Raw genomic sequence first — 25142 nt, 5'->3', positions numbered from 1 at the left:
TGACAAGGCATCAGAGGCCGATGTGTCCACCTCCTCTTTTTCGGGTGCGGCGTCGGCCAGATTGGCAAGTACATCGGAAGAGCTGTCTTCCTCAGGTATGTCTTCCGTGTTTGGCAAGGACGAAAGAGCGTCGGCAACAGAAGTGTCTTCGGGGACATCCGGCCTGCCGATTGTTTTGAGACCCTCAAGGGCCTGCGTTTGCTGATCTTCCTCGGGCGCTTCCGAGGGCTCGGACGAGCGCAAGGACTCCAATGCGGATTCTTGCAACGCGGAAGACGTATCACTGGATGCCAGTGAGGCCAGCAATGTCGGGTTGGCAAGGATTTTCTCGATCAGGGTTTCGGCCCCGGTCTTGCCATCCATATAGGCCATCAGGTTCGAGAGTTGCGTTCGAGCCTCAAGCAACCCTTTCAAAGGTTCAATTCTGGCCGCAATTTCCGCTGGCGAGAAATCAGCCATCTTCTCGAAAGTCAGGTCAACCGAAAGATCACCTTCTCCGGTCACGCTATTGGGAACCGTAAACGCGACGCGGGGGGCCATCGCTTTCATCCGTTCATCGAAATTGTCGACATCAATCTCCAGGAAATTCCGATCTGATACCGATGGCGGCTCGATCCGTGATTTCCCGCTCAGGTCGCTCATAACCCCCATGACGAACGGCAATTGGACCTTCTTGGAGGACCCATACAGTTCGACGTCATATTCGATCTGAACCCTGGGCGCCCTATTACGGGCAATGAACTTCTGAGAACTGTCAGCCATCCGAGCGACCTTTAAGTTCTGCGACTTCTCGCCTTAATGCACGAAGCTCTTCGTGCATTGCCAGGACGTGCTCATCCACAAGGTCTGTTTCGCTGCGCACGAGTTCGCGTATCTGTTCAAACTCGGCCTCGGCTTCCGCCTCCACCGCAGACTGCATTGTGTTTACCAGAAGACCGATGAACAGATTTAAGACGGAAAAAGCCGTAATGACGATGAACGGGACGAAAAAGGCCCAGGCAAACGGGAACTCCTCCATGACCGGGCGGACAATGCCCATGGACCAGCTTTCCAGGGTCATGATTTGGAAAAGCGAGTAAAGAGACCGGCCCAGTGTCCCGAACCATTCTTCGAAAACTCCACCATACATCAACGTTGCCATTACCCCGAAGACATAGAAAACGATGGAAATCATGACGATGACAGCGCCCATACCGGGCAAAGCATCCAGCAATGCCTGCACCACGGCGCGCATTTGTGGAATTACTGATAGCAAACGAAGGGACCGGATCACCCGAAGCCCCCGCAGCGCGGAGAGGCCGGATCTATCGGGCAGCAGGCCCAGACTGACTACGACCAGATCAAACACGTTCCAGGCGTTGTTGAAGAACCGGAAGCCGTAGGCATAGAACTTAGTCAGAAGCTCAATCACAAAAATAGTCAGGACAATCCTGTCGATGACCTTCAGCAGGTCACCGATTTGGCTCATCACTGCATGCGACGTACTCAATCCCAAAGTAACCGCATTGAAAATAATCACGGCCAGAATGGCGTTGGTGACCGACGGCCGCTCGATGAATTCGCGCGCGCGGTCCCGAAGAGTCAGTTCGGATTGGAGCTGATTTTCCATATGTCTGTCTCCTTCCGGTGATCGCGACAAAGTTTCAGGCGCTACCGGTCACCAGCGCATCAGGCTACTGCCGAAGCAACATTGTCGACGAGATCTTTTACATCCCTGATCGCGTCAAAGATGCCTTTTCCTTCTTCCATGATCGTCAGTTTTTCCAGATCCTTGATTTTCTGAATCGTAGTACGATCATCGATTTCCAGGCCATTGCCCATCATCATCTGCTGAATTTCGTCAAGGAACGCCTGTCGCTCGGCCAGCTTCTTGTTCATCGCAGTACCCTGTCGCTTCAATTCCATGCATTTGGCACCGATCTTAACGCCTTCCTTGAGCGTCTTCTGCTCTTTCATCTTTTTCATCAGCTTGTCGGCAGCAGAACCAAGCTTTTCTGACTTCTCCAGTGTCTTGGCCGTGTGATTGCGATATGCGACCCGTGCCTTTTCAACATCGCTGATCAGGCTTTTGACCTTCTTTACCGCAAAGTCCAAAATACTTCTTCCGATGGATTGAATGTCCCTGCCCTTGGTGATTTCCTCGCCTGCCTTTTGTGCGCCCGACAAGGTTTCCTTGATAGCGTTCATTGGATTCGAAAAGTCCTTGGCCATGACGTCGTGCAGGCCCTGTCGTTCCAGCGCCTGCTGAACCGAAGATTCCCGCAGCTTGAGAAATGTCGCCAGCCCCTGTTGCAGATCTCTACGAAGTTTTGCCTCGTTCTTGAGCTGCTGATTTATTTCCACTCCCAGTTTGGCCACTTCGACAATTAGGGTCTTGTACGAAGTCACATCCGCCCCAGCCGTCGCCACCAGCTTGGCAACCGCTCCCGAAATTTTGATCACGCCCAAGGTGGTTTTCACCGTGGTCTTGATCCGGGTTTCCTTGAGCAGCCCCTTGAGATGTTTGTCCTTCTTGACCTCCGCTGCGACGGCCTTTTGCGCCGCGGGTTCCGCGCCCGCCAAAGCATTCCTGATGCTTAAGTTGGTCTCGCGGATCATTTCTTCGGCTAGCTTAAGGTTCGTTTTCGACGGTTGTTGCATCAACCCGTCGATTTTCTTGTCCAGCCGGACTGCTTCCTCCTTGATAACCTTTTCGTATTCCAGCATCACCTCTTCGGCGACGTCCTTGTACCGGTTCATCGACGTGCTGGGCACTTCGGAGGGCTTTTTGATCTTGTTGGTTCGGGTAATTTCAATCACGACATCGGCGCGGTACACCGGGATTTCGATATGATTCAGCTTCGGTTTGTTCCGAACCAGATCAACTATCGGCAGTTTCGCAGTCGTGACAGTTGATTTGGACATTCATTTCATCTCCCTGTAGCCATCTTATCCGAATGGAATCTTGCGCCCGCGTTTTCCGTCGGAGCGCGCCATTCCAACTTAGTCAAACCGATAGGTGAACTCGCCGTCAGTGAGATCGATCACAACACTGGCGACTTCCTTTCCTTCCATCATCCGTCGCAAGAATTCGATGGAAATGTCGGGCAGCATGGTGTTGGTCACGATCGCATCAATCATTCGTCCGCCGCTGTCGAGTTCCTGACATCGGTTGACGATCTCTTCGACGACCGCAGCGGTGTATTCAAAGGGCACACCATGTGCCTCCTGCACCCGTTTCTTGATCCGACCCAGTTGCAACTTGGTTATCTCGCCCAACATGTCCGGACTCAGCGGATAGTATGGGATCGTCACCAGACGACCCAGAAGCGCCGGTGGGAACACTTTCAACATTGGATCGCGCAGCGCCTTTGCCATGCCTTCCGGGTCGGGCATCAGATCGGGATCGGCGCACATATCCATGATCATTTCGGTTCCGACGTTCGATGTCAGGAGAATGAGTGTGTTCTTGAAATCGATCAGGCGGCCTTCGCCATCCTCCATCACACCCTTGTCGAAAACCTGAAAAAAGATCTCATGCACATCTGGATGCGCCTTTTCGACCTCATCAAGCAGCACAACCGAATAGGGTTTGCGCCGAACGGCCTCGGTGAGCACTCCTCCTTCGCCATAACCGACATAACCGGGAGGCGCGCCTTTCAGGGAACTGACGGTATGCGCTTCCTGATACTCGCTCATGTTTATGGTGATAACATTCTGTTCACCACCATACAAAACTTCGGCCAACGCAAGCGCGGTTTCGGTTTTGCCAACGCCACTGGTTCCGGCCAGCATAAAAACACCAATCGGTTTGTTGGGATTGTCGAGTCCGGCACGACTGGTCTGGATACGCTTGGCTATCATCTTCATCGCATGATCCTGGCCGATCACCCGCTGCGCCAACCGCTCTTCCAGGTTCAGGATCGTGTCAATCTCGTCCTTGACCATCCGGCCGACGGGAATACCTGTCCAATCACCCACGACGCTTGCAACAGCCTGATGATCCACAATCGGCAGGATCAATGGAATGCCGCCTTGTACTTCTTCCAGTTCCTTGTTCTTCGCCTTCAGTTCCGCCAGCAACCTGGTGCGGTCTTCTTCGCTCAAGGGACTTTCCACGCCCTCCCCTTCAGCAATCGGAGCGTCAACGGGCGCACCACCCTCACGCAACTTGGCTCGCAGATCAAGGATTTCCTCGACAACCTTTTTTTCACTCTCCCAGCGTTTCGTGAGTTCTGCCAGGCGCGACTGTTCGGCTTCTTTGGCAACCTTTACAGCAGCACGACGGTCAGCCACCTCGTACCCGGCTGTCTCGTCCCGTTCGATGATCTCCAATTCTGTTGTCAGCGCTTCGATCCGGCGTTGGCTATCGTCGACCTCGGCCGGGACAGCGTGCTGAGACACGGCAACCCGTGCGCAGGCGGTGTCCAGCAAGCTCACCGACTTGTCCGGCAATTGCCGCGCAGGGATGTAGCGGGCGGACAAGGTCACTGCCGCTTCTATCCCTTCGTCCAGAACCTGAACGCGATGGTGCTTTTCGAGCATCGAGGTGATGCCTCGCATCATTAGCACCGCCTTTGGTATGTCGGGTTCTTCCACATGAATAACCTGAAACCGACGGGTCAGTGCCGGGTCTTTTTCGATATATTTCTTGTACTCGGCCCAGGTGGTCGCGCCGATTGTGCGCAAAGTGCCCCGCGCCAGCGCCGGTTTCAGCAGGTTCGCAGCGTCACCCGTTCCCGCGGCCCCTCCCGCTCCTACCAGTGTGTGCGTTTCATCCACGAACATTACGATGGGTGTGGGGCTGGCCTGTACTTCATCGATCACTTGCCGCAAACGGTTTTCGAATTCGCCTTTCATGCTGGCCCCGGCCTGCAACAAGCCGACATCAAGAACAAGCAACCGCACATCCTTGAGTGCGGGCGGGACATCGCCGCGCGCGATCCTCAGCGCAAAACCCTCGACCACAGCGGTTTTGCCCACACCGGCCTCACCGGTCAGGATCGGGTTGTTCTGACGCCGCCGCATTAGCACATCGACAATCTGTCGGATTTCCTCGTCGCGGCCGACGATCGGATCGATCTCTCCATTGCGGGCCTGCTCGGTAAGGTCGGTGCAAAACTGTTCCAGCGCCTCGCCCTTACCCAACGCACCGGGTGTCATCGCGCCACTGGCCTCGCCGGGCTCCGCCCCGCCACCGACGTGACTGCCGTCCTGCGCGCCCAATCCCACCTCGGGGGAGCCATCCGTCGCCGACTTGAAGTTGTCAGCCAAATCGTCTGGACCAATCTTACCCATTTCCGGCGACATCGACTTCAGAATATTGCGCAGAGCGGGCGTCTTAAGCATCCCCAAAAACAGATAGCCCGTACGAACCTTGCTGTCGGAATAGAGTAGTGATCCCCATACCCAGCCGCGTTCCATTGCGTCCATCAAGTGGTCCGAGAGATCCGAAATCGATGATGCCCCACGCGGCAACGTATCCAGTGACCTGGTCAATTCAGAGGCAATTTTACCCGGATCAAGATTGTAGTGCTGAATGATCCGATGGATATCACTATCCTGAGTATTCAAAATCTGATGCAACCAATGCTGAACTTCGACATAAGGATTGCCCCGCATCTTGCAGAATACGGTAGCCCCCTCGATCGCCTGATACCCCAGCTTGTTCAGTTTCCCGAAAAGCGCTACTCGGCTAATTTCTGTCATTTCGAGTTCCCTCCATGCCGTTCTGCATGATTATGCATCTTTGAAATTCGGATAGAGGACCAGATCCTCGGCATCCGGTTTTGCTTCTTCTGTCTCGTCGCGCGTGCGCAACCAGCTGGTGTGCCCAAGCCGGGTCGAACCGCGTAGTGACGCACGTGGAATTTCATCCCCTGCCAACACCAGATTGACATCCCAATCCAGCGTGTCTCCGACATAGGTCCTTACAATGGCCTGAAGACGTTTTTGCGAGATCCCGCCAGGCAGCAAGCGCTGATAGTCTTCGTAGGACAAAGGGCCCAATTTAATGCGAAACTTGGACGCTCTCGACCAGACGCGGTTTCCGATACTGGTCGATTGCCCCAACCCGGCAGCCGCACCCAAGCGCCACGTGTCATCCGGCTCCAACTCAAGCCACGACCCAACGAATTGCTGCACGGAAACGGGAACATGAAAGAAGGCCGATAGGATAGAAACCAGACCCTCTACCGTTTTCGTACCTGACGCAAGGTGCCCCGCAAAGTACCGCCGCGCATGGTCAGGCATTGCATCCCGATCTTGCATCCTGGCACCCTTGAAGCCGGCAAGTGCCGCAACTCGTTGCTCGAACGGGTCTTTGGCCCGGTCAAAATTAGGGGCTGGCTGCCCACTGGTCCAAGCTCGGTACACCAGACTCATAAGCCGATGTGTCAGCATATCCGCAAATGCAGTCAGAGTCGGATCACGATGATTTCGCAGCCGATCCCGAGCAAATTCGGTCAGATGCAGAGGCAGAGGACCATGGGGCCCAAAGAACCCGAACCAAAGGTTGCCCAACTGGGCAGGCGTTTCGTCCTTTCCTGGAGTAAAGCGGGTCACAGTGGTTGGGGCAAAAGCCAGGCTTGCATCCTGCCCTAAACGTACTTTGTCCTCGCTTGGGCGGCGGGATTCACCAAGGCGCGGCGCCTCCATGTAGTGAGCTTCTATGATCCGCAATGCCTGAAAAACGTGATGTTTTTCAGGGTCAGCAGCCAGTCGGCTCAGATGATCCGGCCTAGGCCGGTCGCCGGTCTCCATCTGGCAATCTCTCCCCGTCGTTCCGTCTTTAGCACCGTTTCGGTGAAGCTGTTTATCGTTGTGTATTTTCGGAAAAACCTCTCGAGCACAGCGCCAAGAACATAGACGCTTGTGCCTTCAAAGAAGTCGTCATCGAACGTGATGGTGATCTCCAACCCACGAACCGCCGTCGACAAAACCTCGTCGCTCATTCTGCGCACAATCGGTCGGCTGGCCACGGAAAGGATGCCCTCCAGTTGCTTTTCGATAACGCGGTCACCAAGCGGTGCATAAATTCCAAGCAACTCACGCAATGCGCCTACGCCGCTTTCGCCCTCTCCAGCAATTGACAGATAGTTCAGGCTCAGGTGACTGATCAGTTTCCAGGCGGCATCCCCCTGAGCCAAAGTTGCATGTGGTCGTGTCGGTGTGACCGGTGTTCGAATGGCCTTGATGGGTCCTCCTTCAGGAAGTTGAAAGACGCCTCCGTCACCGTTGCTCAGCAGCATAGGCAAATCCCGGTTCGAACAGATGGCTTCGATAGCCAACTGATTGAGATCCGGGGAATAAGGCGCCTGCATGCGATCCACGAGGCTCAGATAAACTTCGGACCCTAGATATGTCGTCCTTACTCCACGCAATCGTTCTTTTTCGTTCCTCTGGCGCATCCTGCGCGTAATGGTGTAATAAGCGCTATGGCTGTCACCGGCCGCCGTCAGATCAGTAGCGGAATAGAAAGGCCGAAAATCAAGGTCGCCCTGGTCGTCACTGCGAATGCCTCGTACAGCTTCGATCGATATGACTTCATAGTCCAAACCGGCAGTTCGACTAGGAACAACATGGAATTCGGTGTCCTTCGATGTCACTTGGATTCGGTCGCAACGTCGGCGGAACAAGTTTATTGCGGGTACTGCATTCAACGTAAACGCCGAGGGTTTGACGGCCGGCGCGACGTCACTCATTCCTTCCCCAAGAAGGACATAAACGTCGACATCACTGCTTTCCGACTGTTTCAGCGCGGGCTGCAGTCCTTTGAGTTCGACAAACAAAAACCGTTCAGGCATTGCAAAATATTCCTGCAACAAACGATAGCCGTCGAAAGAGCGGCGAGGAGTGGGGAGCAACGCTTCGTCCCGCTCAAATCCGCGGGGTTCCACCTCTCCGCCCGACAACCGCAACGTCCAGTCGGCGCGGCGGTTGGTGGATCTGCCTGTCAATCCCTCGCACTGAGTGCACAACAGTTCATGAAGGCGCCAAGCCTGACCGCTTTGCTTGTTCAGGTGCAGCACCAGGGAATCCATCGTCAACTCGGAAATCGGTTTGTTATCCGTCCGCTTGAACCTTAATCGGATCGCTGCACGGGCGTTTGCGTTTTGCGTAACACCGGCTGCAACGAGTTCGCCACGACCGTCTATATATTCCGCTTCTGTGATTTCAATTGGCCACAAGGTCAACTTGGATGCGGTTCGAAACTCGCAGGGCGTCTGCTCGCCCTCCATCAATCGGCTGCGGATAGCCGAACCGCGCGGCAAAGTGAAACCTTCCATCAGCGCCGCGTTGTCCACATCTGGTACGAACTCTGCCACCATCATGGATGGAGTCGGGGCCAAATAGTGGGGATATACAATTTCCAGAAGATTACTGGTGAAAACCGGGAACTGCAGGTCCAGCGCCAACTGAACCCGAGCGGCAAGAAACGCACTGCCCTCCAAAAGCCGCTCGACATAAGGATCGAGAACCTCCAATCCTTCCATGCCCAGTCTGGCTGCAATCTTTGGATAGGCCTCGGCAAATTCCGCGCCCATCTCGCGCAGGAAAGCCAACTCGTTCTCGTAGTGTTTGAGAAGCCGTGTGTCCATTTCCTAGCTCCGCTCGATGGCGACCTCGCCTGTGGTCACGTCGACCTTGCTGCGTAGATACAATTCCAAGGGCATTGGTTGGGCCCACATCACTGCCCGGATGTCGAATTCGACGAACATTTCTCCTGCCCGGGCTTCGGATCGCAACTCCACTGAAACTGTGCCCTTGGCAATCCTGGGTTCAAAGACCTCTATCGCCGACTGGATGTGCTTTTTTATTTCACGGGCTTGCTCCAGCGTCGAAAATCGGCCGGTGGCTTCGCGGACACCAAAGTTCAACACGGATTTTGACGCGTTGGGATAGGTTTTGGGATCTATCAGATCCGAATGATCGCTAGTGTTCAGCAATACAGACAGATCGCGCTGGATAATTTCACGGAGCCGAATGATGTCAATCACACGTGCGTCACGGCTTTCCTTCAGGTTTCCCGGCTCATCGTCGGTCAGCCGATCCAACAGCGATGGTTGAAGTCGCTCGGCAAGGGTCTTGTCAGCCATCGGCGACCGTTTCTTCGCCATCAGCCTCCAGCGTGAGCGCGCGCATATCCAAAAGCGCGATGTCGGAATTATTTGTCGTTAGCTGTCTCTGGCCAAGTCCGACAAACGTATCTGCCCCGGCATCTTCCCACTTCGTGGCTCGACCCAGTTTCAACGCATCGTTGCCGCGCTGATGTGTCCCTGGATAGCGCGTTGGAATCAGTGCGGCTACTTCGCCGCCATTTGCCAATGTCACAACGGCTGCTGTCCAGACTGCATCACGAAGATCAGTCGGTGCTTCGATGTCTATTTGTCTTATCTGCGCAAAAGGTAGCCAGAAATACCGTCCGTTAACAATAGCTTCGAGGACTGGCCCCAATCGCATGTCCGCGTCTGCAATCCAATCAAAATGGTCTCCGTCGACCATACCCTTGGTTGTCGGGGCAGCATCAAAGGCGAGCGCGCGCAGCGATGCAGCCTTATCGGTCTCGCCTTGCGCCAAAAGTTTCTGTGCCTCTATCAGCAAGGCCAGCCATTCCTGGGGTTCGCCAAATATCAGAGGGTCTTTTTCACCGGCGAAAACCTTCTCGCGATAGACCTCACAGATTATCGCTTCACGATAGGTTTTTGCCATCATCGTGGCGCCTTCGTCCATTTCAGCGCTAAGTTTCAACTGGGTGATCGCGCGTTTCCAATCCCCCAGAACGCACAGCAGCTGAAACAGAAATACGCGCAGTTTGGCATCCGCCGGATTGGCGCGAACCTTGTCCTGCAACGCAGCCAGCGTCCCAGCAAGATCACCTGATTTCAGATATTCTTCCGGCGTCATCAAACCAACTCCAACAACCAAATTTCACCGCGATCCGGGTTCGGTTGCCCAAAGACACCCGAACCCTTCTGCGTGCCTGATCAGCTGTAATCGCCGGTTTCGAGGTTCCATTTGAAGGTTTCTTTCTTGTCTTTCAAAATCTTGCCAGACTCGAAATCAGACGGGTAGTAGTCAAAGGCGATTCCGCGATATGCCAATGTCCAGTTTTCCTCTGGAATCTGCTCTTCGCCGCCGCTCACGGAATAGCTGTCGATAATGGCGTGACGCAAAGTCCAAATAAGATAGGGTTCCATACCTTTTGCAACATCGTCACCCGCACGACACATATGAATGACAACTTCGGATGTCACTTTGCCGCTTGCAGTGTACTGTGCGATCTTGGCTGAGGCGACGCTTAGTTCGGTGGTCAAAGTGACTTTGCCGAAATTGGCATTGGCATAACCACGTTGGGTGGTGCCGAGATCGGTCATGTCGAGGGTACGTTCAGCGCTCCATTCAATGGATTTTACCGGAATCCATTTGCCATCCTTGTGTTTCAATTCACGAGCTTCGCCGGGAATGCCGTCAATTTTGATAAATACGTTTTCCATTTTTTATCCTTCCTGAGGAGAGTTAACAGCAGCACGGCCGAGCCGTGCTGCGGAAAGGCATGTTCAGCGTCTACTACGCGCCCTTTTCAGACGGGAGTTTCGAGACCAGCCGCAACGAAACTGACAGGCCTTCGAGTTGATAGTGCGGTCTCAGGAAAAACTTGGACGTATAGTAACCGGGGTTTCCTTCGACCTCTTCAACAACAACTTCAGCCGCCGACAAGGGTTTACGCGCTTTCTCGGCTTCGGACGATATCTCAGAGTTGGTATCAACATATTCGTTGATCCATTCCTGCAGCCAGTCCTGCATATCATTGCGGCTTTTGAACGATCCGACTTTGTCCCGAACCATGCATTTGAGGTAGTGTGCAAAACGGCAAGTCGCGAACAGGTAAGGCAAACGCGCCGCCAAATTCGCGTTCGCGGTCGCGTCCGGATCGTTGTATTCCGCCGGCTTGTGCAAGGATTGCGCACCGATAAAGGCCGCCAGATCCGAGTTCTTGCGATGAATAAGTGGCATCATACCGTTTTTAGCAAGTTCTGCCTCGCGCCGGTCCCCGATGGCTATTTCGGTGGGGCATTTCTGATCCACGCCGCCGTCGTCGGTCGCAAAGGTGTGTGACGGGAGATTTTCCAATGCCCCGCCACTTTCGATGCCGCGAATACGCGAACACCAGCCATATTGCTTGAATGAACGGTTGATGTTCACGGCCATACCGTAAGCCGCATTCACCCAGCTGTACTTGTTGCTGTCTGCGCCTTCGGTGTCTTCCTCAAAGGCGAACTCCTCGACCGGTTCAGTCTTGGACCCATAGGGCAAACGACCAAGGAATCGTGGCATTGCAAGGCCGATGTATTTGGAATCCTCGCTTTCGCGCAGAGACCGCCAGGCAGCATACTCCGGCGTCTGAAAAATCTTGGTCAGATCGCGCGGGTTGGCAAGTTCGGACCAACTGTCCATCTGGAACAGAGTTGGTTTGGCGCCGGTGATCAACGGCGCGTGTGCTGCCGCTGCGACCTTGGCCATCTCGCCCAGCAATTCAATATCCTGCGGACTGTGGTCAAAGTGATAGTCAGCCACCAACGTGCCATATGGCTCGCCACCAAATTGGCCGAATTCCTCTTCGTAGAGCTTCTTGAAGATCGGAGATTGATCCCACGCAGTCCCTTTGAACTTGCGCAGAGTCTTGTGCATGTCCTTCTTGGAGATGTTCATGACCCGAATTTTCAACTGCTCATCAGTCTCGGTGTTGTTGACGAGATAATGCAGCCCGCGCCACGCGCTTTCCATTTGCTGGAAGTCTTCGTGGTGCAGGATCAGGTTGACCTGTTCGGTCAATTTTTTGTCGATCTCCGCGACAATGCTTTCGATAGAGCGCAACGCGTCATCCGAAATCAGCGCTGTGTTCGCCAAGGCCTGTTCCGCCAGTGTCTTGACAGCAGACTCGACGGCGGTTTTCGCTTGATCGGACTTGGGCCGGAATTCCTTTTGCAGCAACGCTTCAAATTCGGACGATCCGAATGCGGTTTGACCTTCAGCTTGTTGGACTTGGGCTTCTTCTTCGGCCATTTTTATTCCTCCTCGCTCGCTTCACCGCCCGGCTTTGGTTGTGCTGCCAGTGTTTTCAGCAATGCCGGGTCTTGAATGATTTTTGAGATCAAGTCTTCAGCCCCCGTCTTGCCGTCCATATACGTCATCAGGTTCGATAGCTGGGTTCGGGCTTCAAGCAACTCGCGCAGTGGCTCTACCTTGCGGGCAATAGCCGCCGGACTGAAATCGTCCATGGATTCGAACGTGATATCGACAGCCATGTTGCCTTCGCCGGTCAACGTATTTGGAACCGTGAACGCGGCGCGCGGCGCCATCGACTTCATCCTGTCATCAAAGTTGTCGACATCGATTTCCAAAAACTTCCGATCTGCAACCGGAGGCTGCTCAACTTCGGACTTGCCTGCCAGGTCGCTCATTACGCCCATCACAAAGGGCAACTGAACCTTCTTCTGGGCTCCGTAAAGTTCCACATCGTATTCAATTTGAACTCTCGGCGCCCTGTTTCGCGCTATGAATTTTTGCGAACTGTCGGCCATCTGTTGCTCCTCAATCCTTTTTCAGTTCTGTTGTACCGCGTGCGGTGATCGGTGCAGGCAGTTAATAAGAGTCGTAATCGTCTTTGGGTTTGATCCCACCGATCCGACGAACTTCATCCAAACCTTCTTTCGCCATATCTTCGATTATTGTCAAAAAATCGGCATTGACGAGACGTTTGGCCCGTTCCAGCAAAACTGGGATCGGGCTCGAAGGCTCACACCGGGCATAGTAATCCATGATCCGATCCAGCATCATGGTAACATCACGGGCCGAATTAATTGCGCCGCCGCCAACAGCCGGTGCTCCACCCGTCGGCGCAGAAGGCATTTCCACAGGCTGTCCTTCATCCGCAGTTTCCGACGCCGTAGCAGACCCGGAACCACCATGCTGTGACAACGCTCGCTGTACCTGCTTTACGGAATTAATTAGCGGTTCGAGATCAGGGCCTTCGCCCGGTGTTTGCTCGTTGAAAACCGCATCAATGGCTTGCAAATGTTCCAGCGCCGTTTTGACCGCTTCGGAGTTGGCATTCAGAACAATTTCATCTGTGTCCTTGAACGCGGCCAACACCGCATTCATGTCCGGTACATTGTCCATGTCGGCGGGTGCGTTAATTGTACCATCAGCAACATCAACATGGCGCAGCGTTAGGCGACCGAACATACGGCTGTCGGTCAGTGGGCACCGCCGCAAGGCGCGGATTACTCGATCTGAAGACGCAAGACCTTGCACCGCATTGATCCGCATGGTTGCGTCACCATCGTCTTCGTCCAATTCGGGATGACAAGAATCCCAATAGTCTTCAAGTAGGCTGCGGATATATCCCAGAGACGACGCAAAGTCGGGCAAACCGGATGAGTTCAGTACGGCTTCAACCAGAAAGACCGCCGCACGGATCTCGTGGCTTTGCTCCATAACCTCAAGGGCTTTAGTCCGGACGTCGGTCCAATCCTGTTCTTCCGCAGCTACAACCTCGGTACCCATCTGGCGTTCTTCGCCTGGCTGGGCCGCCAGTTCCAAATCCGTGAAGATGGCCTCGTATTCAAGATTTTCGCCACTCGGCGGGTTTGCATCGCGCGGTTCTAGGTAGGCTGCCAGATCCATTCATTCCTCAGGGCTTTTTTCATTTTTTCAATGTTGTCTCATACATAGCGGCACCCCCTAAGGCCCAACCAGCCGAAGAAAACGCCAATACGAAATCAACAAATACGTTTCAAGATCGATATTCCCAGCTCCTGTCTTGACCCACAGTCAGCCTTATTGTCTCTTCAAAGTCAAATTCATATTGCGCGTGAGGCGGTTTCCAATGGGAGTAGAACCGGTTACCGGAGCTGAATTGCGGCAGATGGTGGGTATTGCCCGAAAGCAACCATTGGCGTTCGCATTCTGCATCGACTCCAAAAACGATGATTGCCTTTTCATTGATCGGCGCAAGCCACCATCGACACTGGGAAAAGAGGCTAAAAAGCAAGGCGGCTTTACCAAAGTTGCGTTCGGTGTTCTGACTGCTGACGCAAACATGATCACACTCGCGTGCGACATGCCGCTTCCCAATTTAGCCAAAAGAGTTCGCAAATACCTGAAAAACAACAGCGTTTCCGCAAAAGTCACCGCGACGGACGCGAGTGGAACCATCCTCGAAGAAGAGAGCGACGTCGGTGAAATCCAGGCCGGCGCAAAGCATCTTGCCCCAAACCACGAGGAGACCGCGCCAACGCCTGACACCCGTTCGACGTCTGAACAGTCAGATCAAGCATCTGACAGACCAGCCAGACAAAAAGCATCAAAGCACTTGCGCGACTTGGTCTTGCGCGCCGCCCGCATTGGACCCGAAGCACAGCAACTCGCCGCGACCGAAGCCAAAACAATTTCGGAAAAAATCAAAGCTGGCGACATGACCTTTGTTTCCCAGTCGATTGTAAATCTGGCTCAGCGTATCGCCGATATGTCGCGTGATATAGATGCCCCTTCTCCGGATGTCGCACAACCAGGCCCGAATGCGCTGAACAGGGCACGACAAGACTGGATAGCTGCCCGCAAGGCAACGGCAAAGGACGTGCACGCCTTGATCGTCGCAATCAATGCTGCGACCAAGGACGAATACCGATTTCGAAATGCTGCTTCTCAAATCGTACGAAAGCTGCAGCCGCTAACGCAGATGGATACAACCCTGGAAACGGTTTTGGGCGAGTTAGCTACGGCCGATTCAGCTGCCAAACGCCGTCGGCTGGCTGTCACCGCAAGAGCACACGCGCAAAAACATCTGAAAGTCGTCAACTCTGAGTTTTTCAAGACAATAGATTCCAACGGGTTTGTCGAAACCAGCATCAGATCGACGGTTACAACTACACTGCGGAAAGTGAACGACGCCCTGAAACACATAACGTGAGCAAGGTAAAGCGGAGGTGAACATGAAGATTTCAAAACTGGCGCTGGCCGCACTCGGTGTTTTTCTTGCCACTATACCTGGCGTCAGCACCGCGGAGGAGAAGCTAACTGTTGAATTGAACAAATTCGAAGCCATCGAAACTGGTGGTTGCCGCGCCTTTTTCCTGTTTCGAAATCACACAGGCAACAGCTATGAGCAATTTGAAATGTCTTTGGCTATTCTCGACGGCAGCGGGGTCATCGACCGCTTACTTTCTGTCGACGCTGCCCCACTACCAATCCAACGGACAGTCCTCAAACTTTTCGAAATTCCCGAGATTGATTGCGGCAATATTTCCGAAGTTTTGCTGCACGATCTGTCAGCTTGCAAACCGCAAAATTCAGAACCGACAGACTGTTTCCCAATTCTGGAACTGAACAGCAAAACCTCTGCAATCTTGGCGAAGTGATCATGGATGGGTTTGAAAATCTTGGTCCCGGAGGGCCAATCATCGCGCTTTTGGCGGTTCTGTCGGTTTTCTCGCTGGCCCTGATTGTCGTTAAGGCGATCCGCTTGTGGCCCGTTACCTCTGGCGGCCCGATGCGTGATGCTGCTTTGGCACATTGGGCGAAAGGCGATAAGTCTCAGGCGCAACTCCAGGTCTCTGCTGGCAAGGCACCCGCTGATCGCGTCTGCGCTTATGCCATGCAAGCCTTGGCCGAAGGATTCAAAGGACCCGCATTGTTGGCAGAACTGACCCGGCGGGGGAACGAGGAGTTCGCTTCCATGAACAGCATGATTCGTGCGCTTGAACTCATCGCGATGATCAGTCCCTTGTTGGGGCTATTGGGGACGGTCACCGGCATGATCCAGTCTTTCCAGGAACTCGAACTGGCGCAGGGATCGGCAAACGCAGCGGTCTTGGCCGGTGGTATCTGGCAAGCGTTGCTGACGACTGCCGCAGGCCTATTGGTCGCCATTCCCGCTGCTGTAGGCGCGACGCTGTTAAACGCGCGCGCAGAACGTGGTGCGCAGGCTATCGAGAACTCGGTTGGTCGATTGATGGTTATCGAAGAACGCGGCGATGACTGAGGATAGGCAACGATGGCAGCCGAGGTGATCCTGAAACGTCCACTGCACCAGAAGGCGCTGATTTCTCTGGTTCCGATGATCGATGTGATGTTGATCTTGTTGGTCTTCTTCATGGTTACGTCGACATATCTGAACCTCGACATGATCCCCGCGCTTTCGCGGACGGACCAGAGTGAAGAGGCATCGCCACCCACCGCAGAACAGGGGGGCACCTTGTTGATCCGACTAGGCGCGGACGGGGTTCCAGTGATCCGTGGTCGTGAACTTGAGTTTACAGAATTGGGCGGAATAATACGAACGCGGACGGCGCAAAATCCCCGTTTGAGCGTCATTGTTCTTCCGACCGGAGGCGCCAATATGCAAGCTCTGGTTTCGCTGATGGACACCCTAACAAGCGCAGGCGCTACCAAGGTAAGGATAATCCGGCTGGAGACCCGATCATGAGGATCACCCGCCCTGCCCCGCGCCCTCAGCCGGAAACGATCATCGCATTGATAGACGTGGTGTTCTTTTTGTTGGTGTTTTTCATGCTCATCGGGCGGATGGATGCAACCGCGCCATTCGACGTATCACCTCCCGAAGCCCGAACCGGCGCGGACATGCCAGCGGGCGGGACGACGATATCTGTAAGCACAACGGGATCGTTGGCTCTGGACGGGGTGGCCTCTGATGCCGAACAAATCTTTGCTTTTTTGAAAAAGGAAATTCGAGAAACACCGGATACTCTCGTGCGCATCAATGCACATAAGGACGTCGAACTACGAAATGTTCTGCCCCTGATCACCAGACTGGAACAGCTTGGAGTGCGTGATCAGGTTTTGGTGGTCACGCCACCGCCGGTCACTCCATGATCGGCGAGCCTGCTATCTGGGGTCTCGGATTGGTGGGGTCAGTCGCCCTGCACGCCGTATGCGGGGGAATTCTGTTATGGTCGTTTGAACCGAAAGTGGTTTACGAACAATCGATGCCGGAGACCAAGATGCATCTGTCAACCTACCAGGTTGAGCGGTCTGACGCAGCCGAGGCCGTCCCTGAAAGGCAAACAGCAGCAACATCGAATACTACCGGTCGGCGCATCGGCCAAGGCACCATTCCGCAAACCCGGGGAAAAAGCCTTGCCCCCGATTTTGAGGCATTACAGCCTGTGCCGAAACGTGGCCAAAAGGCCACTCAAGCCAGTGTCCGGCCTACTGTAGGGCAGTCGGAGATCATCGACGCAACACAAATATCGGCGGCTGTTCCCAAAGCAACGACGCTTGTTGCTGGGGATGCTTCCGACATCGGCGATATGGTTCAAACCCGGCCACCGTCCAGCAACGCGATTTCACTCGATCAGCCTCTGCCGGTATCGGCGAAAATCGAAAAACCACAAACAACCACGCTTTCTACCGCACCGCTTCCGGAAACGGTTATGGTTGCCGCACTGGCATTTTCAGGTAGTGGAGACGCAACCGTTGACCCTGTATCAATCGCGGCGTTCCAAAGTTTTGTCGACCCAAGCAACGCCGGAAGCGCCTCGACCGAGTTGCGTGACGGAATCTCGGGCGTTCTGTCCCAAGTGCCCTGTTCGCGGATACAGGTGCAATTTCACCCTGAAAACAACACATTGGAAGTTGTCGGCCATGTGCCGGAATACAATATGCAAGCACCGATAATAGCTGCCTTGCAAGCCCAGATGGGTCAAAGCATTTCTGTAACCGACAACTTGTTGATCCTGCCACGTCCGCAATGCGGGGCCTTGTCAGGCATAGGTGATGTCGGCCTGCCTCAGTCAACGGATCAGATAACCAATCCGCTGATTGTTGGCCCAGATGCCCACGCCCGAGAATTCAACTATTCCGAAGGCCAGCAACTGGTTCTGGATCTAACTGCGCCGGATTACGACGCCTATGTTTATGTCGATTATTTTGATGCTGATGGAATGGTCATTCATCTCAGCCCAAACGAAAACGTTGATTTGGTCAAATCTCCGGCGAAATCGGACCTGAAGATCGGGGCGGAAAAACTCGGGGATCCAGGATTGTTTATCACCATAGGACCACCGTTCGGACAGGAGATCGCGGCGGCCTTCGCCACGTCCGAACCACTTTATGATGGCATTCGACCTTTAGGCGAACCCGCCGAAGACTATCTGGAATGGCTGAAGGAGCGAGTTTCCGCTCTTCGGGCGGAGAATTCGGACTTCAAGGGAGAGTGGGTGTACTTCTTTATTGCCACGTCGCCAAATTGATTAAACTGCCTTGATACCAATAAGTTTTCGCGCCTCTTGCGTCGACGCTATTTCGCGACCGGCCTCTCGGGCCAAACGTGCGAGTTCTTCGATTAGTGCTCCGTTTGATGCGGCCTTGTCTCCGGAAGGCAAATAAAACGTGTCTTCGAGACCGGTGCGTAAATGCCCGCCAAGCTCTGCGGCTTTACGGTGCAAAGGCCAGATTTCGGAGCGACCGATCGCGGTTACTTGCCATCTGGAATTGTTAGGAGCCAAATCTGCAAGGATCGGCAGAAGATCTACCCGTGCAGGTTGTCCCGACGCGACACCCATAACAAAGTTCAGGTGAGCAGTGCCCGAAAACATTCCGGCCTGGCGGTACATTCCCACGCTACGAACAATTCCGGTATCAAAGCACTCGAACTCCGGGATCGCTTCGGCAGCTTGGATCGCAGTCAGAAAATCCTGAACTTTCTGGACCGGATTGTCGAACAGCATTGGTGGCCAAGCCCAAGACCCATCTTTTCGGGCCTTCAGATAGTTCAGCGACCCTGCATTGCAGGCGGCAATTTCCGGTTTGGTCGCCTTGATGACGTCCAAGACCCCCCGATAGTCGCAACCCACAACTCCAGTGGTATGATTGATGATGATGCTTGGGCAGGAATCTCTGATAGCTGCCTGAATCTCTCGCGAAAGATCAATGTCCCAGCTTGGAAGATGACCTTTGCCTTCACCCTGTTGCCGTAAGTGGATGTGAACAATGGCGGCTCCGGCCTCGTAGGCTCTGCGAGCTTCTTCTGCCATTTCTTGCGGAGTGACCGGTACGTTGTGCTGCAGAGGATCAGTCAGCACACCGTTCAGAGCACAGCAGATTATTGCTTTTCCCATATTCACACTTACCGCTAGTCTTTTGAATTGGCCGCATGACGAACCCGAAACACCAACTTTTTTGGTATCCTGAATGCGAACCGTCAAGGTCGCCATGTCGCGAGCAGATATCCACCCAATACCCAATTCTGGACGTTCATTACTCTCCAATGATCCATCATAACTTTTTATTATCGCAACGATTGATAAATGCAACTTATGTTGATGGTATTCGTCTGCTAGCCTTTTCTATGAAACGCGCGGCCCAACATGGGCCGAAAAACCAACACATATTCGATGGAGAGAATTATGGACGGAAATGACATAGGCAAATGTCCAGTCATACATGGCAGTACCGCGCTTGGCACGCGCTCGAACCGTGACTGGTGGCCAAACCAGCTGAACCTGAAAATCCTGCACCAGAATTCCTCCCGTTCCGATCCGATGGGAGAGGCATTCAGCTATGCTGAAGAGTTCAACTCGTTGGATTTCAAAGCACTCAAACAAGACCTTTACGACCTCATGACTGACAGTCAGGATTGGTGGCCAGCGGACTATGGTCACTATGGCGGGCTTTTCATTCGGATGGCCTGGCACAGTGCCGGGACCTATCGCACTGGCGACGGACGCGGCGGCGGCGGCACAGGTCAACAACGGTTTGCTCCTCTGAACAGTTGGCCTGACAACGGAAACCTCGATAAGGCGCGACGGCTGCTGTGGCCGATCAAGCGGAAGTACGGCAACAAAATCTCTTGGGCAGACCTGATGATCTTGGCCGGAAACTGCGCCATTGAATCGATGGGCGGCAAAACATTCGGCTTTGGCGGCGGCAGGCCGGATGTCTGGGAACCCGAAGAAGACGTCTATTGGGGCACTGAATCCGAATGGCTGGGTGAAAAGCGCTATTCCGGAGATCGGGAGCTGGAAAATCCGCTGGCTGCCGTGCAGATGGGCCTGATCTATGTGAATCCGGAAGGACCCGATGGCGAGCCCAATATTCTGGCCTCCGGCCGCGACATCCGCGAAACATTCGGTCGAATGGGGATGGATGACGAAGAAACCGTGGCTCTGGTGGCTGGTGGCCATACATTCGGGAAAGCCCATGGTGCAGGAGATCCGGCGCTCGTTGGCCCCGAGCCTGAAGGCGCGCCGATCGAAACCATGGGTCTGGGCTGGATCAATGCATATGGGACCGGCAAAGGGGATGACACCACTACCAGTGGCATCGAAGGTGCCTGGACGGCAAATCCGACGAAGTGGGACAACGGCTATTTCGATCTGTTGTTTGGCTATGACTGGAACCTGACCAAATCACCGGCAGGAGCATGGATTTGGGAACCGGTTGGCGTGACCGACGAAGATATGGCCCCGCAGGCACATGATCCGTCGAAAAAAGTCAAAACCATGATGACTACGGCCGACATGGCGATGCGTATGGATCCGATCTACGGCCCAATCTCGCGCCGCTTCCACGCCAACCCGGAAGAGTTTGCCGAAGCGTTCGCACGCGCGTGGTTCAAGCTTACTCACCGCGACATGGGGCCAAAATCGCGCTATTTGGGCGAAGAAGTTCCTGCTGAAGATCTGATCTGGCAAGATCCGATCCCGCCATCGGAAACCAAACTGTCTGATGCCGATGTTGTTTCGCTCAAGGCAAAAATCCTCGAATCCAGCCTGTCCGTGTCCGACCTGGTCAAAACCGCCTGGGCTTCGGCTTCGACGTATCGCGGTTCAGACCACCGCGGCGGCGCCAACGGTGCACGCATACGGCTGGAACCGATGAACCGCTGGGAAGCCAACGATCCGGAACAGCTTGGGCGTGTGTTGCAAGTGTTGGAGGGCATCCGCAATGAATTTCCGCGGCCCGTCTCGATGGCGGACCTGATTGTACTGGGCGGTTCTGCTGCAATCGAAAAGGCAGCAAAAGACGCGGGGCACGATGCAACCGTTACGGTCACACTGGGCCGGGGCGATGCAACGCAAGATCAGACTGACCCCGAAGGCATGGCTGTTCTGGAGCCAATTGCCGATGGCTTCCGCAACTACCAGAAAGCCGAATACTCGATCTCGCCCGAAGAGTTGTTGATCGACAAGGCTCAGTTGCTGGGTCTCTCCGCGCCCGAGATGACAGCTTTGATCGGTGGCTTGCGGGTGCTTGGCGCGAACCAGGGCGGGGCGACCCATGGTATGCTGACCGAGCGTCCCGGCAAGTTGACCAACGACTTTTTCGTCAATTTGTTGGACATGGGAACCGAATGGACACCGGCGTCGGGTTCATCGAACATTTTCGAGGGTCGCGACCGGGCAACCGGGACCGTCAGGTGGACCGGGACTCGGGTCGATCTGGTTTTCGGTTCCAACTCGCAACTTCGGGCAATTGCCGAAATCTATGGGCAGGACGATGGTCAGGCCCGGCTTGTGACCGATTTCATCTCAGCCTGGACCAAAGTGATGGATGCGGACCGCTTCGATATGAAATGACAGTTCCAAGCCCGTGATCCAAAAGGCGCGGCGGTCAACCGTCGCGCCCTTTTTCCATTACTACTGACGCCGCGGATGCGGCATAAACGAATGGTTCGAGCCCCCAGGTTCGGACGTTGTTAGTCCGTTTTGATCTGGACGCATTTCGCTGACCTACCTATCACTTGATTTCGCTATTTCCTCGGAGAAGCCTGATGTCCGCCACGCGTAACGTTCTGTTCATCATCATTGACCAACTGCGAGCGGATTGTTTGAGCGGAGAGTTGGCCCAGCACGTCGATCTCCCGAACCTTCGCGCGCTCATGCAGGACGCGGTGAGTTTCGATCGACATTTCTCGGTCACCAACCCCTGTGGGCCATCGCGCGCATCCATCCTGACCGGTCAATACGCGATGAACCACCGATCAGTGCGAAACGGCACGCCATTGCGCCATGACATACCCAATCTGGCAACTGAGATGCGCAAGGCAGGACTGCTGCCAATGCTTTTCGGGTATACCGACACCTCTTCAGATCCACGTGTCCACCACCCCAACGACCCGGCGATGAAGACCTATGAATACCCAATGACTGGTTTTCACGAGATGACCGAGATGCGGCTTGAAATGTCGTATCCATGGCAATCGCATTTGATCCAGCAGGGGTACGAATTCGAAAAATACTGGGATGTATACAAGCCGATTGCGCCAGATGGCGGCAAACCACGCCTGAATGACCCCGCTCTCTACTCAGCTGAAGATAGTGATACTGCGTTCCTGACGAATTCTTTCCTTGGCAAAATCACAGCGCATCACGGCAAAAGCTGGTTCGCCCATCTAACTTATATCCGTCCTCACCCACCACTAGTCGCTCCCTGCCCCTACAACCGTATGTACAATCCGCAGTCTTTGCCTTTGCCTAAAAGGTTGACATCTGTCGAACAGGAATGCGCGGTTCACCCGTTCTTTGCTCCGCTCATAAAAACCAGTTCTATCGAGACATTTGTCGAAGGGTTCCCCGGGCTGGAAGCAACGGACGAAAATATCCAGACGCTGAGGTCGATCTATCTTGGTCTGGCAACCGAGGTCGATCACCATATCGGCCGGGCAATTCAGCATCTCAAGGATAGCGGTCAGTATGATAACACACTTCTGGTCGTAACGGCGGACCACGGCGAAATGTTGGGTGATCACCATTCATGGGGAAAGATGACTGTTTATGACGCTGCGTATCAGACACCACTCATCATCCGAATGCCGGGAAACAAAGCCCGAGCTGGCAAGGTTGTTTCCGCACCAACCGAGACCATCGACATAACGCCGACCATTCTCGATTGGATCGGTTGCGACATTCCCAATTCGATGGATGGGCGCTCTCTAATTCCGCTGATGAACGGCGATGTGCCAGATGACTGGCGTACCTACACGTTCAGCGAACTGGATTTTTCCCAACCTTCAAAGCCGACAGAATGGGAAAAAGCGCTGGGGACCAATCCATCGAATTCCTGCCTTGGTATCTTGCGAGACAATAGATTCACGCTTGTGGAATTCGCCGCCGACCTGCCGCCAATTTTGTTTGACCACTGCGGAAAAGGCGAATTTGAGAATGTGGCCGGCAAACCCGAGTACGCGAACGACCTTTCCCGCCTGACCCGGCAAATGTTGCGGCACAGGATGCAGAACATGGATCACACATTATCACTGAACACAATTTCGGCCATGGGACCGCAATCGAGACGCCGCTATATCTGAGGTTCCCTGTCGAATTGTAGCGAACCGCTTTCGGCCCTGTCCATCGATTCCGTTAGCCCAAGATCGGCCAAGACAGGGCCGTATTCTTGTCGTGATAGGTCACGTGCTTGCTCACCTGCATATGGAATGATCACGCGGCCCACACAGCTTAGCGATGCCGTACGCAAAAGTTCGGACGGCAACTGGTCGGGTGCCGCGAGGCGAAGAACATCAGGCCTGAAATCTGTAAGATATGCGGCAAGGCCCGAAGCCTGCCCTTGCCGGTCAGCCTCAAAGGACAAAAACCCATCGCTGAATTTGAGGCGCGACGAATTCTCCAACCCGTTGCGCCGCGCGATTTCTCTGGCCGCCCTGACAAGGCCTGACCGGCAGTCCTGCGCCATTATAACCAGTTTCGGAAGATCACGACTGGCTTTTAGGGGAACAAAACCCACACCGCTCCCGATTTCGAGGAGCCGCGCGCAACCATCGAGGTAACCCCCGATATTTCTGGCGTTCCGCCGATCGAACCTGCCCGCAACAATGGAGTTGAGAGCCTCGGATGAGAATAGCCCCGGATCGGCTGGCAATTCGATGTCATGGTTCAAAAACCACTGAGTTGATGCAGCTGTGGAAAGACGCGCATCTTGTCCCACGTAGGGCGATGCGACCGTTTGGAAATCTGTATTTGCTTCTCTGGGTTTTTCAAATTTTTCAGTCGCCGTTCTTTCCACGCGGCTCATCATCGCCGCTATCTTGGCCGGGTCGCGAGGCTGCGGCGGTTTGGCCACCACCTTGGCAATCGGTGTCTTACCCGCCTCAATCAATTCGTTTTTCAGGCCTTGGTATTCGGGCGTCTGTTTATACGCATCGAGCCGCGTCTCAATTCGATCCAACGCCGCCTCGTGCAACGCTCGAAGCACGGGATCCATGAGGAGAGCCTGCATGATCTCCCGCCCGAGAGGTGCATGGCGCAGAATGGAGCGATCCTCGACTTCATTGCGATCCTGTAAGGCCCAATAGTCGGAATTGTACTTGTCTTTTTTGTTGTTGACGTTGCCTCGAAATTTTCGAACGGCATATGCATCCACAGACTTGACCGCGTAGTGGTTCATTTGTGCCCATTCATAGCCGAGCGTGCGTCGGATGGAGCGCCAACCTCGAAATTTGAAATAGTCTTCCATCGGAAGACCAGAACCGTTCAGCCACTTCACCGACTCTGGGAAACCAGTTTCAAGATGCTTGTTCTTGATCGAAGGTCGATGAATACCAAGTTTCCAATACTCTGGATCGAACTTGAACAAGGTTTTGACCCCCCAACCCTTATTCCAAAGGGGCGGTGCCGCACGCAGGTATTGTTCTGTCACCGGCTTGCGCGACCAATCAACCACACCACCTGAGCCGAATATTCGCCAGGTGATCACAATGCCATTCGCTCCTTTTTCCACGGCGTCGGAAATCAATCCGTCAAGATTTCCGGATGGATGGTTGATGCACAAGAACTCATCAGCATCGAAAACCAGCAACCAATCTGCGGCCTGAACCAAGGGCTCGGCCTGCGCATGTTTCAGCGCAGATGGCTGCGGCTTGACACCATCAGGAATGACGTTGTGCCGGTGATAGCCCAGACCAAGCTCCTCCAGACGCTGAAGCATTTCCACCGTTCCGTCAGAGCAATCATTGGTATAGACGAGAATATCAGTGAACCCGACTGCCAGGTGATGCGCATACCACTCCAACAAATACGGCGCTTCGTCTTTCATCATAGATACTGCCATGATGGTGCCGTTGGGGCTTTTGCGTTTTCGCAGCTTTTCAAGAATGCCGTGTTGGGCGGGCATGTTTCGTCCTG

Annotated in this window: 21 protein-coding genes and 1 pseudogene; 8 read left to right on the top strand and 14 right to left on the bottom strand. The window is 54.2% G+C overall.

From position 1 onward, the window contains the following. Positions 1 to 285: 285 nt before the first annotated feature. The 12 genes and pseudogenes from tssB (AC2FMY_RS07080) to tssA all read right to left on the bottom strand — a co-directional run. Positions 286 to 762, bottom strand: a pseudogene (gene tssB / locus AC2FMY_RS07080) (type VI secretion system contractile sheath small subunit); the annotation flags it as partial. After that, positions 755 to 1609, bottom strand: coding sequence for an ion transporter (locus AC2FMY_RS07075; protein ID WP_496745260.1), 855 nt, complete (start codon positions 1607 to 1609; stop codon positions 755 to 757). The gene AC2FMY_RS07075 and the pseudogene tssB (AC2FMY_RS07080), both read right to left, overlap by 8 nt. 59 nt (positions 1610 to 1668) lie before the next feature. Then, entirely contained in the window at positions 1669 to 2904 is a 1236-nt protein-coding gene (locus tag AC2FMY_RS07070; RefSeq protein WP_480750802.1) for a hypothetical protein, read from the bottom strand. Positions 2905 to 2982: 78 nt separating this feature from the next. Next, positions 2983 to 5688, bottom strand: coding sequence for a type VI secretion system ATPase TssH (gene tssH / locus AC2FMY_RS07065; protein ID WP_480750803.1), 2706 nt, complete (start codon positions 5686 to 5688; stop codon positions 2983 to 2985). Between the two features lie 30 nt (positions 5689 to 5718). Next, positions 5719 to 6741 (bottom strand): type VI secretion system baseplate subunit TssG, encoded by a 1023-nt coding sequence (gene tssG / locus AC2FMY_RS07060; protein WP_496745258.1) that lies wholly within the window; start codon positions 6739 to 6741, stop codon positions 5719 to 5721. Beyond that, entirely contained in the window at positions 6705 to 8579 is a 1875-nt protein-coding gene (tssF, locus tag AC2FMY_RS07055) for a type VI secretion system baseplate subunit TssF (protein WP_496745257.1), read from the bottom strand. Before tssF ends, tssG begins: the two co-directional genes overlap by 37 nt. A 3-nt stretch (positions 8580 to 8582) precedes the next feature. Further along, positions 8583 to 9077 (bottom strand): type VI secretion system baseplate subunit TssE, encoded by a 495-nt coding sequence (gene tssE, locus AC2FMY_RS07050; RefSeq protein WP_480750806.1) that lies wholly within the window; start codon positions 9075 to 9077, stop codon positions 8583 to 8585. Further along, positions 9070 to 9885, bottom strand: coding sequence for a type VI secretion system accessory protein TagJ (locus AC2FMY_RS07045; RefSeq protein ID WP_496745255.1), 816 nt, complete (start codon positions 9883 to 9885; stop codon positions 9070 to 9072). Before AC2FMY_RS07045 ends, tssE begins: the two co-directional genes overlap by 8 nt. Positions 9886 to 9965: 80 nt before the next feature. Next, positions 9966 to 10475, bottom strand: coding sequence for an Hcp family type VI secretion system effector (locus tag AC2FMY_RS07040; protein WP_480750808.1), 510 nt, complete (start codon positions 10473 to 10475; stop codon positions 9966 to 9968). Positions 10476 to 10548: 73 nt separating this feature from the next. Further along, positions 10549 to 12045: a type VI secretion system contractile sheath large subunit gene (gene tssC / locus AC2FMY_RS07035; RefSeq protein WP_480750809.1), complete on the bottom strand. Its 1497-nt coding sequence runs from the start codon at positions 12043 to 12045 to the stop codon at positions 10549 to 10551. A gap of 2 nt (positions 12046 to 12047) precedes the next feature. Then, positions 12048 to 12563, bottom strand: a complete 516-nt coding sequence (gene tssB, locus AC2FMY_RS07030) for a type VI secretion system contractile sheath small subunit (RefSeq protein WP_480607686.1) — start codon at positions 12561 to 12563, stop codon at positions 12048 to 12050. A gap of 61 nt (positions 12564 to 12624) precedes the next feature. Next, positions 12625 to 13668: a type VI secretion system protein TssA gene (tssA, locus tag AC2FMY_RS07025; RefSeq protein ID WP_496745253.1), complete on the bottom strand. Its 1044-nt coding sequence runs from the start codon at positions 13666 to 13668 to the stop codon at positions 12625 to 12627. A 202-nt stretch (positions 13669 to 13870) separates the two neighbouring features. Here tssA and AC2FMY_RS07020 point away from each other — a divergent pair, with 202 nt between their 5' ends. The 6 genes from AC2FMY_RS07020 to AC2FMY_RS06995 are packed head-to-tail and all read left to right on the top strand — an operon-like array spanning position 13871 to position 18254. Next, positions 13871 to 14953 (top strand): hypothetical protein, encoded by a 1083-nt coding sequence (locus tag AC2FMY_RS07020; protein ID WP_496745251.1) that lies wholly within the window; start codon positions 13871 to 13873, stop codon positions 14951 to 14953. 22 nt (positions 14954 to 14975) lie between these two features. Beyond that, positions 14976 to 15401, top strand: a complete 426-nt coding sequence (locus AC2FMY_RS07015; protein ID WP_480750812.1) for a hypothetical protein — start codon at positions 14976 to 14978, stop codon at positions 15399 to 15401. 2 nt (positions 15402 to 15403) lie between these two features. Continuing rightward, on the top strand, positions 15404 to 16024 hold the full coding sequence (locus tag AC2FMY_RS07010; protein ID WP_496745249.1) for a MotA/TolQ/ExbB proton channel family protein: 621 nt from the start codon (positions 15404 to 15406) through the stop codon (positions 16022 to 16024). 12 nt (positions 16025 to 16036) lie between these two features. Then, a complete protein-coding gene (locus tag AC2FMY_RS07005; RefSeq protein ID WP_480750814.1) occupies positions 16037 to 16468 on the top strand; it encodes an ExbD/TolR family protein in 432 nt (143 codons plus the stop codon). Further along, a complete protein-coding gene (locus AC2FMY_RS07000) occupies positions 16465 to 16875 on the top strand; it encodes an ExbD/TolR family protein (RefSeq protein WP_480750815.1) in 411 nt (136 codons plus the stop codon). The genes AC2FMY_RS07005 and AC2FMY_RS07000 overlap by 4 nt, the downstream gene beginning before the upstream one ends. Further along, positions 16872 to 18254 (top strand): DUF4384 domain-containing protein, encoded by a 1383-nt coding sequence (locus tag AC2FMY_RS06995; RefSeq protein ID WP_496745247.1) that lies wholly within the window; start codon positions 16872 to 16874, stop codon positions 18252 to 18254. The genes AC2FMY_RS07000 and AC2FMY_RS06995 overlap by 4 nt, the downstream gene beginning before the upstream one ends. Here the strand turns inward: AC2FMY_RS06995 and AC2FMY_RS06990 are convergent, their stop codons facing one another. Further along, positions 18255 to 19217, bottom strand: a complete 963-nt coding sequence (locus AC2FMY_RS06990; RefSeq protein WP_496745245.1) for a beta-keto acid cleavage family enzyme — start codon at positions 19215 to 19217, stop codon at positions 18255 to 18257. It lies immediately after the preceding gene. A 192-nt stretch (positions 19218 to 19409) separates the two neighbouring features. Here AC2FMY_RS06990 and katG point away from each other — a divergent pair, with 192 nt between their 5' ends. Then, complete coding sequence (gene katG, locus AC2FMY_RS06985) at positions 19410 to 21581, top strand: catalase/peroxidase HPI (protein ID WP_496745243.1); 2172 nt, start codon at positions 19410 to 19412, stop codon at positions 21579 to 21581. Between the two features lie 194 nt (positions 21582 to 21775). Then, complete coding sequence (locus AC2FMY_RS06980) at positions 21776 to 23311, top strand: alkaline phosphatase family protein (protein WP_496745241.1); 1536 nt, start codon at positions 21776 to 21778, stop codon at positions 23309 to 23311. Here the strand turns inward: AC2FMY_RS06980 and AC2FMY_RS06975 are convergent. Then, positions 23302 to 25053, bottom strand: a complete 1752-nt coding sequence (locus tag AC2FMY_RS06975; protein WP_496807170.1) for a glycosyltransferase family 2 protein — start codon at positions 25051 to 25053, stop codon at positions 23302 to 23304. The two genes, AC2FMY_RS06980 and AC2FMY_RS06975, sit on opposite strands and share 10 nt — an antisense overlap. Positions 25054 to 25142 lie beyond the last annotated feature (89 nt).

This window comes from Ruegeria sp. YKSE079 (assembly GCF_059612845.1).
This window is presented reverse-complemented; position numbering and strand designations above follow the sequence as displayed.